Raw genomic sequence first — 12383 nt, forward strand, 5'->3', positions numbered from 1 at the left:
TCTGCTGCGCGTGCGGTGGGTCAGCGGTTCTTCAGCCGGCCGAGTTCGTTGTCGATGAAGGCGAAGACGTCGTCGGTGCTGGCGGACTCGATGAGTTCGGCCACCCCGTCCCCGGCTCCGGTGTCGTGGTCGCTCGTGCCCCACTGCGCCAGCAGCGCGCGCAGCCGGCCGGCGACGCCGGTGCGGGTCACCTCGTCCGGTGCACCGGCCGCCATCGCGGCTTCCAGCCGGTCCAGCTCGGCCAGCACCGACGGCCCGCTGTCGAGGCCGGTGCCGTCGGCCAGCTCGGCCAGCAGGTGCGCGGCCAGCGCCCGCGGCGTGGCGTAGTCGAACACCAGCGTCGCGGACAGCCGCAGCCCGGTGGCGGCGGTCAGCCGGTTGCGCAGCTCGACGGCGGTCAGCGAGTTGACGCCGAGTTCCTGGAATTCGCGGTCGGCCTTGACCGCGTCGGGCGACGGCAGGGCCAGCACCGCGGCGGCTTCGCCGCGCACGAGGTCGAGCAGCAGGGTGAGCCGGTCGTCCTCGGGCAACGCGGTCAGCTTCTCCACCAGCCCGGCCTGCGAGGCGGCCGCGCCGACGGCCGTCCGCCGGGCGGCGCGAACCAGGTTGCGCAGCAGCGGCGGCACGTCGGCCGGCGCGGCGGCCCCGGCCGGGTTCGTCGCGGTGGCGACGACCAGCGGCTCGTCCGTGCCGACGGCGGCCTCGAACATGGCCATGCCGTGCGCCACCTCGATTTCGGCCACGCCGCCCGCTTTGGTGCGCCGGCGGTCGGCTTCGCCGAGCGTGCTGGTCATACCGCTGGAGGCCGCCCACGGGCCCCAGGCGATCGAGGTCGCCGGGAGCCCCTGCTGCCGGCGGTAGGCGGCCAAGGCGTCCAGCGTGGTGTTGGCCGCCGCGTAGTTGCCCTGCCCGCCGGCCCCGAACACGCCGGCCACCGAGGAATAGAGCACGAACGCGGCCAGCGGCCGGTCTTCGGTCGCCCGGTGCAGGTTCCACGCGGCATCCGCCTTCGGCGCGAGCACGGCGTCCAGCCGCTCGGGAGTCATCGACTCCAGCACCCCGTCGTCGAGCACCCCCGCGGCGTGCACCACGGCCGTCAGCCGAAGGTCCGACACGAGTTCGCGCACGGCTTCGAAGTCGCTGACGTCGCACGCGGCGAACGACACCGCGTCGCCGAGCTCCGCCCGCAACTCGGCCGCCCCCGGGGCCGCGTCACCACGACGGCCCACCAGCAGCACGTGCCGCTGCCCCTGAGCCACCAGATGCCGGGCCAAGTGCGCGGCCAGACCACCGGTGCCGCCGGTGACCAGCACCGTCGCCTCCCGGTCCCAGACCGGCGGCATGGTCAGCACCAGCTTGCCGATGTGCTTGGCCTGCTGCATGTGACGGAACGCGCCGCGGGCCCGGCGGACGTCCCAGGCGCGGACCGGCAGCGGCTTGATCGCGTCCTTGGCGAACAGCCGGAGCAGCTCGGCCAGCATTTCGCCCATCCGGTCCGGTCCGGCCTCGGACAGGTCGAACGCCCGGTACCGCACGCCCGGCGGGTTCTCCCGGACGTCGGTCTTGCCCATCTCCAGGAAGTGCCCACCCGGCTTCAGCAGGCGCAGCGAAGCGTCGATGAACTCACCGGTCAGCGAGTTCAGCACGACATCCAGGCCGTCACCGGTCAGCGGCGCGAACGCCGCTTCGAAGTCCGTCGTGCGCGAGGAAGCGATGTGGTCACCGGGAATTCCCATGGCCCGCAGGGTCTCCTGCTTGGCCGGGCTCGCGGTGGCGAAAACTTCCGCACCCAGGTGCTTCGCCAGCTGGACGGCGGCCATGCCGACCCCGCCGGTTCCCGCGTGCACCAGCACCTTCTGCCCGGCCCGCAGGCCGGCCAGGTCGGTGAAGGCGTAGAACGCGGTGAGGAACACCAGCGGCACCGAAGCCGCGGTCTCGTCGGTCCAGTCGTCCGGCACGCGGGTGAGGATGCGCTCGTCGAGGGTGAGCGGCGCGGTGCGGATGCTGCCGGGCACGATGCCCATGGCCCGGTCGCCGACGGCCAGCCCGGTCACGTCCGGGCCGACCGCGGTGACCACGCCGGCGCCCTCGGCGCCGAGCGGCCCCGCCTGGCCCGGGTAGAGGCCCAGTGCGTTGAGCACGTCCCGGAAGTTCATGCCCGCGGCGGTCATCCGCAGCCGGACCTCCCGGCCCCGCAGCGGCCGCGCGGGTTCGTCGACCGGAGCGAGGTACAGGTCGGCCAGGCTGCCGGAGTGCTTGCTGTCCAGGCACCACTGCGCCGACGGCGGCACCAGCGAGGGCGACGTGGTCAACCGGGCCAGCCGGGCCACCCGCACCTCGCGGTCGCGCACCGCGATCTGCGGCTCCTCCCGGAGGACGGAGGCGAGCCCGGGCAGCACGTCGGCGCTCCCGGCGTCGAGGTCGAGCAGCACGAACCGGCCGGGGTGCTCGGACTGGGCCGTGCGCACCAGCCCCCACACCGCGGCCGCCGCCGGATCGGTCACCTCGTCGACCGCACCCCGCGTCACCACGACCAGCCTCGACTGCTCCAGTTCGGGCCGGGCCAACCAGTCCTGCAGCACACCCAGCACGCGCGCCGCGGCCTCGTGCGCCGCGGACGGCCCGGCCGCGACGCCGCCGCCGTCGATCTCCAGCACCGCCCAGTCCGGCACCGCGCCGGACTCGGCCAGCTCGCCGGGCGAACCGGCGCCGTATGCGTCCACAATGGACTTGAGGGCAAAGGGGTCGTCGCCGAGGACCGCCCAGCGCTGCCCGGCCGCCGAGGCGGTGGGTTCCACGGTCTCCCACTCCAGCCGCAGCAGGGCGTCCCGGACGTCGGCGGCCGGCGCGACGGCCCCGGCGGTGGTGGCCGAGCGCAGCAGCAGCGACTCGACCGAGAGCACCGGGTGACCGGCCACGTCGGTGGCGGCCAGCGACACGGCGTCGCCGTGGCGCCGCCAGCGCACCCGCAGCACCGTGGCGCCGCCGGCGTGCAGGCTGACACCGCTCCACGAGAAGGGCAGCAGGCCCTGCCCCGAGCCGTCGTCGAACAGTTCGCCGCTGACCTGGAGGGCGGCGTCCAGCAGGGCCGGGTGCAGGCCGAACCCGGCCGCGTCGGAGACCGCCGGTTCGGGCAGCGCCACCTCGGCGTACAGGTCCTCACCGTCACGCCAGGCACCCTGCAGGCCCTGGAAGACCGGGCCGTACACCAGGCCGGATTCCGCCAGGCCGGCGTAGAAGGTGTCCAGGCCGACCGCCTCGGCCCCGGCGGGCGGCCACTGCGCGGGCACCCACTCGGTGCGGCTCTCGCCGGGGGCGAGCACGCCGGTGGCGTGGTGGGTCCACGTGCCGTCCGAGGCGGCGGCCCGGGAGTGGATGCGCAGGTCGCGGCGGCCGGTCTCGTCCGGGGCCCCGACCGTCACCCGCACGGCGACCGCCTCGCCGCGGGCCAGCACCATCGGCACGGCCAGGGTCAGCTCCTGCACCTGACGGCACTCCACGTGGTCCGCGGCCCGCACGGCCAGTTCGAGGAAACCGGTGCCCGGGAACAGGATCGCGGTGCCGACCTGGTGGTCGGCCAGCCACGGGTGGGTGGTGGTGGACAGCCGGCCGGTGAGCACGACCCCTTCGTCGTCGGGCAGGCCGACCGCCGCGCCGAGCAGCGGGTGCCGCGCGGAGACCAGGCCCCAGTCGGCGGCGCTGCCGGTGCGGCCGGTGGCCTTGGGCCAGAACCGCGTCTCCTGGAACGGGTAGGTCGGCAGGTCGATCCGGCGGCCACCCAGCCCGGCGAAGAACCCGGGCCAGTCGACGTCGACCCCGGCGACGAAAGCCGCGCCCAGCGCCGTCACCGCCGACCGCTCCTCCGACGCCTCTCGCAACGCCGGGATCACCGCCACCGCGGGGTCGTCGGCGATCTCGTGCACCATCGACGCCAGGCTCGTGCCCGGCCCCAGCTCCACGAACGCCGAAGTCCCCGCCGCACGCATCGCGGTCACCCCGTCGGCGAACCGCACCGGCTCGCGCACGTGCCGCACCCAGTACTCCGGGTCGCACACCTCACCGCTCACCAACGTCCCGGTCAGGTTCGAGACCAGCGGAATCGTCGGCTCGGCGAGCTTCACCCCGGCCAGCACCGACCGGAACTCCGCCAGCATCGGCTCCATCAACGGCGAATGAAACGCATGCGACACCGACAGCCGCTTCACCCGCTTCCCCTGCTCTCGCAACATCTCGGCGAGCTCCAGCACCACGTGCTCAACCCCGGCCAGCACCACCGACCGCGGCCCGTTCACCGCCGCGATCGACACCTCACCCTCGCGTCCGGACAGCAACGGCAACACCACATCTTCGGAGGCACCCACCGCCACCATCGCGCCCCCGGCGGGCAGCGCCTGCATCAACCGTGCCCGCGCCGACACGACCGCGCACGCGTCGGCCAGCGACAGCACGCCCGCGACGTGCGCCGCGGCGATCTCGCCCACCGAGTGACCCGCGACCGAGCCGAACCGCACGCCCCACGACTCCCACAGCCGGTAGAGCGCGACCTCGACCGCGAACAACGCGGGCTGGGTGAACCGGGTCTGGTCCAGGCCCTCCCCCGACCACATCACCTCGCGCAACCCGACAATGTCCAGAGTGGACAAAACCTTGTCGAAAGCCTCAGCGAACACCGGGAACCGGGCCGCCAGCTCACGGCCCATCCCGGCCCGCTGCGCGCCCTGACCGGAGAACACCGCTCCGGCCGAAACCTCACCGGCCTCACCGGAAGCCACCGGAACACCGTCCAGCAGCACCGCCCGGTGCTCGAACACCGACCGCGTCGTCGCCAGCGAAAACCCGACGTCCACCGGATCACCCGCGAAGCCACGCATCCGCTCGACCTGCTCCGCCAGCGCCTCCTCGCTCTTGGCCGAAACCACCCACGGCACCACACCCGGCTCGACCGGCCGGGGTTCGACCACCACCGGCTCGGCCGGCGCCTGCTCCAGGATCACGTGCGCGTTCGTGCCGCTGACCCCGAAGGCCGAGACCCCGGCCCGGCGCGGCCGGTCCACCGACGGCCACGCGGCCGGTTCGGTGACCAGGGAAACCGCCCCGGAATCCCAGTCCACGTGCGTCGAGGGCGCGTCGACGTTGAGGGTCCGCGGGACGACGCCGTGTTCGAGCGCCTGCACCACCTTGATCACCCCGGCCACCCCGGCCGCGGCCTGGGTGTGCCCGAGGTTGGACTTGACCGATCCCAGCAACAGCGGGGTTTCGCGCTCCCGACCGTAGGTGGCCAGCAGGGCTTGCGCCTCGATCGGGTCACCCAGCCGCGTGCCCGTGCCGTGGCCCTCGACGACGTCGACGTCCGAAGTGGACAGACCGGCCGACGCCAGCGCCCGGCGGATCACCCGCTGCTGCGACGGCCCGTTGGGCGCGGTGAAGCCGTTGGACGCGCCGTCGGAGTTGACCGCCGAGCCCGCGACCACGGCCAGCACGCGGTGGCCGTGGCGGCGGGCGTCGGACAGCCGTTCCAGCACCAGCACGCCGGCGCCCTCGGACCAGCCGGTGCCGTCCGCGCTGTCGGCGTAGGCCTTGCACCGCCCGTCCGGGGCCAGGCCGCCCTGGCGGCCGAACTCGGCGAAGGGCACCGGGGACGACATCACGGTCACGCCACCGGCCAGTGCCAGCGAGCAGTCGCCGTTGCGCAGCGCCTGCGCCGCCAGGTGCAGCGCGACCAGGGACGAGGAGCAGGCGGTGTCGATCGACACCGACGGGCCCTCCAGGCCGAAGGTGTAGGACAGCCGGCCGGAGATCACGCTGACCGTGGTGCCGGTCATCACGAACCCTTCGGCCGCTGGGTCGCCGAACAGCAGGCCGGCGTAGTCGGCGTCGGAGGCGCCGATGTAGACGCCGGTGGGCGTGCCGGCCAGCGACAGCGGGTCGATGCCGGCCCGCTCGATCGCCTCCCACGCGGTCTTCAGCAGCACCCGCTGCTGCGGGTCCATCGCGATGGCCTCACGCGGCGAGATGCCGAAGAACGCCGGGTCGAACTGGGCGGCGTCGGTGAGGAACCCGCCGACCGGGGACAGCGACACGGTGTTGCCCTCCGGCGTGTACCGGCTCGCGTCCTCCCAGCCGCGGTCGCCCGGGAAGCCGGAAATCACGTCCCGGCCGGCCACGACGAGCTGCCACAGGTCTTCCGGCGAGTGGATCCCGCCCGGGTAGTGGCAGCTCATGCCGACGACGGCGATCCGGTCGTCGTCCGGCGCCGGGCCGGTGGTCACCGCGGGCCCGCCGGTTCCGGCGGCGGGACCGGTCTCGCCGAGCACCTCGGTGAGCAGGAACGTGGCCAGCCGGACCGGCGTCGGGTAGTCGAACACCAGGGTCGCGGGCAGCCGCTGCCCGGTGGCGGCGGCCAGCCGGTTGCGCAGCTCGACCGAGCTGAGCGAGTCGAACCCGAGCTCCCGGAACTCCTGCTTCGCGCCGACGAGGTCCATCGACGGGTGGCCGAGCACGGCGGCCGCCTCGCCGCGGATGATGCCCAGCAGGTGCTGGTGCCGGTCGCCCTCCCGCAGGCCGGACAGTTCCGCGGCCAGGCCGCCCGGGGCGAGCGGGCCGGCCGCGGCGGCGGTGCGGCGGGCGCCGCGGACCAGGTCGCGCAGGATGGGCGGGACCGGGCCCCCGGGCGCGGCCGCGCCGCCCGCGGTGGCCATCAGCACCGGCTCGCCGGTGCTGATGGCCGTTTCGAACATGGCCATGCCCGGGCCGGCTTCGATGCCGGTCAAGCCGGCGGCAGCGGTCCGGCGGCGGTCGGTTTCGGTCAGGGCGGCGGTCATGCCGCTCGAGGCGGCCCACGGACCCCAGGCCACCGAGGTGGCCGGCAGGCCGAGCCGGTGCCGGTAGCCGGCCAGCGCGTCCATGGCCACGTTGGCGGCGGCGTAGCTGCCCTGGCCGGGGCTGCCGACCAGGCCGGCGGCGGACGAGTAGAGCACGAACGCGGCCAGCGGCTGGTCGAGGGTGGCCTGGTGCAGGTGCCAGGCGGCGTCCACCTTGGGCGCCAGCACGGTGTCCAGCCGCTCCGGGGTGATCGAGCCGAGCACCCCGTCGGCGACCACGCCCGCCGCGTGCACCACCGCCGTGATGGTCCGGCCGTCGACCAGCGCGCGCACGGCGGCCGGGTCGCTGACGTCGCAGGCCGCGAACGACACCGCGTCGCCGAGTTCGGCTCGCAGTTCCGCGGCACCCGGTGCGGTGTCGCCACGGCGGCCCACCAGGAGCAGGTGCCGCTGGCCCTGGGCGACGAGGTGCCGGGCCAGGTGCGCGGCCAGCCCGCCGGTGCCGCCGGTGATCAGCACGGTCGCGTCGCGGTCCCAGACCAGCGGCATGGTCAGCACGAGCTTGCCGATGTGCTTGGCCTGCGCCATGAACCGGAAGGCGTCCCGGCAGCGGCGGATGTCCCAGGCGGTGATCGGCAGCGGCGCCAGCACGCCCCGCGCGAACAGCCCGAGCAGCGCGGTCAGCATCTCGCCGATCCGGTCCGGGCCGGCCTCGCCGAGGTCGAAGGCGCGGTACCGGACGCCCGGCGGGTTCTCCCGGAGGTCGGTCTTGCCCATTTCGAGGAAGTGCCCGCCGGGCTTGAGCAGGCGCAGCGAAGCGTCGATGAACTCGCCGGTCAACGAGTTCAGCACCACGTCCAGGCCGTCGCCGGTCAGCGGCGCGAACGCCGCCTCGAAGTCCGTCGTGCGGGAGGAAGCGATGTGGTCGTCGGGGATGCCCAGCCCGCGCAGCGTGTCCTGCTTGGCCGGGCTCGCGGTGGCGAACACCTCCGCACCCAGGTGCTTCGCCAGCTGGATGGCGGCCATGCCGACCCCGCCGGCGCCGGCGTGCACCAGCACCTTCTGCCCCGGCCGCAAGGCGGAAAGATCCGTGAAGGCGTAGAACGCGGTGAGGAACGCCAGCGGCACCGAGGCCGCGGTCTCGTCGGTCCAGCCGTCCGGAACCCGGTGCACGATCCGTTCGTCGACCACCACCGGGGCCGAGCCGATGCCGCCGGGCGAGATGCCCATGACCCGGTCGCCGACGGCCAGGCCGGTCACGTCCGGGCCGAGCTCGGTGACCACCCCGGCGACCTCGGAGCCCAGCGGGCCGGCCGGGCCCGGGTACAGCCCGAGCGCGTTGAGCACGTCCCGGAAGTTGATGCCGGTCGCGGTGATCCGCAGCCGGACCTCCCGGTCGCGCAGGGACCGCGGTTCCTCGGTGACCGGAGCGAGGTACAGGTCGTCCAGGCTGCCGGAGTGCTTGCTGTCCAGCCGCCACTGCCCCGGCGGCGGCACCAGCGAGGGCGACGTGGCCAGGCGGCCCAGCCGGGCCACCTGCACGACCCCGTCCCGCACGGCCACCTGCGGCTCGTCCGCGAACACCGACGCGGCCAGCCGCGGCAGCAGGGCGGCGACACCGGCGTCGAGGTCGAGCAGCACGAACCGGCCGGGGTGCTCGGACTGGGCACTGCGCACCAGCCCCCACACCACCGCCGCAGCCGGATCGGTCACCTCGTCGACCGCACCGCGGGTCACCACGATCAGCCTCGACTGCTCAAGCTCGGGCCGGGACAGCCAGTCCTGCAGCACACCCAGCACCCGGGCCGCGACTTCGTGCGCCACGGACGGCCCGGCCGCCACGTCCCCGCCGGTGACCTGGATCAGGGCCCAGTCCGGTACCACCCCGGACTCGGCCAGCTCGCCCGGCGAACCGGCGGGCCGTCCGTCCACAACGGACCGAAGACCGAAGGTGTCCGGTCCGACGACCGCCCAGCTGCCGACAGGGACCTCGGCCGTCTCCGGCAGAGACAGCGGCGCGAAATGCAGCCGCAGCAACGCGTCCTGCGCGGCGGGCGCGGCCGAGATCCGCCCGGCGGGCGCACGCAGGATGAGGGATTCGACCGACAGCACCGGGTTGTCCGCCACGTCGGTGGCCGACAGGGTGAACGAGTCGCCGTCCCGCTGCCAGCGCACCCGCAGCACGGTGGCGCCGGCGGCGTGCAGGCTGACGCCGTTCCAGGAGAACGGCATCAGGTTCTTGCCCGCGTTGGCCGCGAAGAACGAGCTGGCCTGCAGGGCCGCGTCCAGCAGCGCCGGGTGGAGGCCGTAGGCGGCCGCGTCCTGGGCCGCCTGCGGGAACTCCACTTCGGCGTACAGGTCTTCGCCCTGCCGCCACAGCGCGCGCAGCCCTTCGAACGACGGTCCGTAGACCAGGCCGCCGGCCGCCATCCGGGCGTAGAAGTCGTCGATGGCCACGGGTTCCGCCCCGGCCGGGGGCCACTGCGCGGGTGCCCAGCCGCCGCGGGTCTCCGCGGGCGCGAGCACGCCGGTGGCGTGGTGGGTCCACGTGCCGTCCGAGGCGGCGCGCCGGGAGTGGATCCGCAGGTCGCGGCGCCCGTCCGGGTCGGGCGCGCCCACCACGACCTGGACGTCGACCGCTTCGCCCGCCCCCAGCACCATCGGGACGGCCAAGGTGAGCTCCTGCACCTGACGGCAGCCGACCTGGTCGGCCGCGCGGACGGCCAGCTCCAGGAAGCCGGTGCCCGGGAACACCACGGCGTCGCCGAGCACGTGGTCGCCGATCCAGGGGTGGGTGGCCACCGAGAGCCGGCCGGTCAGCACCGCGCCCTGGTCGTCGGCCAGCGGCACGGCCGCGCCGAGCAGCGGGTGCCCGGCAGGCACCAAGCCCCAGTCGGCCACCTTGCCGGCCCGGGTGGTGTTCTTCGGCCAGAACCGCGTCTCCTGGAACGGGTAGGTCGGCAGGTCGATCCGGCGGCCGCCCAGCCCGGCGAAGAACGCCGGCCAGTCGATCGCCACCCCGGCGACGAACGCCGCACCGAGGGCCGTGACGACCGAGCGCTCCTCCGGCGCCTCCCGCAGCGCCGGGATCACCGCCACCGCGGGGTCGTCGACGATCTCGTGGACCATCGACGCCAGGCCGGTTCCCGGTCCCAGTTCGACGAAGACGGACACGCCGGCGTCCCGCATCGCGGCCACTCCGGCCGCGAACCACACCGGCTCACGCACGTGCCGCACCCAGTACTCCGGGTCGCACACCTCACCGGTCACCAACGCCCCGGTCAGGTTCGACACCAGCGGAATCCGCGGCTCGGAAAGCTTCACCCCCGCCACCACCGACCGGAACTCCGCCAGCATCGGCTCCATCAACGGCGAATGAAACGCATGCGACACCGCCAGCCGCTTGACCCGCTTTCCCTGCTCTCGCAACACCTCCGCAATCTCCAGCACCACCGGCTCAACCCCGGCCAGCACCACCGACCGCGGCCCGTTCACCGCCGCGATCGACACCTCGTCCGCACGACCGGCCAGCAACGGCAAGACGACGTCTTCGCCTGCCCCGACGGCCACCATCGCCCCACCGGACGGCAACGCCTGCATCAGGCGGCCACGGGCCGCGACCAGCGCGCAGGCGTCCGGCAGCGAGAACACCCCGGCCACGTGGGCCGCCGCGATCTCCCCGACGGAGTGCCCGGCCAGGCAAGCAGGCTTGACCCTCCACGACTCGAAGAGCCGGAACAGCGCGACCTCGACGGCGAACAACGCGGGCTGGGTGAACCGGGTCTGCTCGAGGTTCTCACCGGTCCACATGACCTCGCGCAGCCCCTCGACGGCGAGCTCGGCGAGCACCTCGTCCAGCGCACGGGCGAACACCGGGAACCGGGCCGCCAGCTCCCGGCCCATCCCGGCGCGCTGCGCACCCTGACCCGAAAAGACCATGCCCACCAAGGCATCGGTGGCCTCGCCGGAGGCCACAACAGCGGTCCCCTCGGCATCGGCCAGCAGCACCGCCCGGTGCTCGAACACCGACCGCGTCGTCGCCAGCGAGAACCCGACGTCCACCGGGTCGCCGGCCCGTTCGCGGATCCGGGCGACCTGCTTGGCCAGTGCGCCCTCGGTCTTCGCCGAAACCACCCACGGCACCACACCCGGCTCGACCGACCGGGACTCGGCCACCACCGGCTCCGGCGGTACTTCCTCGAGGATCACGTGCGCGTTCGTGCCGCTGGCCCCGAACGACGACACCGCGGCCCGGCGCGGCCGGTCCACCGGCGGCCACGCGGCCGGTTCGGTGAGCAGCTCCAGCGCCCCGGAGGACCAGTCGACGTGCGACGACGGCTCGGTCACGTGCAAGGTCCGCGGGACCACGCCGTGGCGCAGGGCGAGCACCATCTTCATGACGCCGGCGACGCCGGACGCGGCCTGGGTGTGCCCGATGTTGGACTTGACCGAACCCAGCAGCAGCGGGTGTTCCCGCTCGGTCCGGCCGTAGGTCGCGAGCAGCGAGCGGGCTTCGATCGGGTCACCGAGCTTGGTGCCGGTGCCGTGGGCTTCCAGGACGTCGACTTCGTCCGGACCCAGTCCGGCGGCGGCCAGGGCCGCGCGGATCACCTTCTGCTGGGCGCCGCCGCTGGGCGCGGTCAAGCCGTTGGAGGTGCCGTCCTGGTTGACGGCCAGGCCACGCACCACGGCCAGCACCGGGTGCCCGAGCCGCCGCGCGTCGGACAGCCGCTCGACCAGCAGCATCCCCGCGCCCTCGGCCCAGCCGGTGCCGTCGGCGCTGTCGGAGAACGCCTTGCAGCGGCCGTCCGGGGACAGGGCTCCCTGCGCCGAGAACTCGGTGAACCCAGCGGGGGTGGACATCACCATCACGCCACCGGCCAGCGCGATCGAGCACTCGCCGGCCCGCAGCGCCTGCACGGCCAGGTGCAGCGAGACCAGCGAGGACGAGCACCCGGTGTCCACGGACATGGTCGGGCCCTGCAGGCCGAAGGTGTAGGCCAGCCGGCCGGAGAGCAGGCTGGCCGACTGCGCGGTCTGCCAGTCCACGTGCCCGTGGGGCATCCGGTAGTCGCCGCTGCCGCCGCCCACGAACACGCCGGTGTCGCTGCCCCGCAGCGAAAGCGGGTCGATGCCGGCCCGTTCCACGGCCTCCCAGGCGGTGGTCAGCACCAGCCGCTGCTGCGGGTCCATCACCATCGCCTCGTTGGGCGAGATGCGGAAGAACCCGGGGTCGAAGTCCGCCACGTTTTCCAGGAAGCCGCCTTGGCGGGTGACGCTCTCGCCGGTGCCGTCGGGGCCGCCGTGGTAGAGCGCGTCCAGGTCCCAGCCGCGGTCCGCCGGCATCTCGCCGATGGCGTCGCCGCCCTCGGCGACCAGCCGCCACAGGTCCTCCGGCGAGCGCACCCCGCCCGGGTAGCGGCACGCCATGCCCACGATGGCGATGGGCTCCCTGGCCGCCGCCTGCAGCTGCCGGTTCTGCCGGCGCAGCCGATCGGTCTCCTTCATCGCCGCGCGCAGTGCTTCGACGACCTTGTCGCCGGATGTCGCCATGGTGATCTC

At 74.2% G+C, this 12383-nt stretch carries 1 protein-coding gene; it reads right to left on the reverse strand.

Going from position 1 to position 12383, the window contains the following annotated elements; translation table 11 throughout:
* Positions 1–20: 20 nt before the first annotated feature.
* Positions 21–12374, reverse strand: coding sequence for an SDR family NAD(P)-dependent oxidoreductase (locus tag ACLJPY_RS02100; protein ID WP_410586251.1), 12354 nt, complete (start codon positions 12372–12374; stop codon positions 21–23).
* Positions 12375–12383 lie beyond the last annotated feature (9 nt).

Source organism: Amycolatopsis sp. lyj-23, from assembly GCF_046549135.1.
In the GTDB taxonomy this organism is placed as follows: domain Bacteria; phylum Actinomycetota; class Actinomycetes; order Mycobacteriales; family Pseudonocardiaceae; genus Amycolatopsis.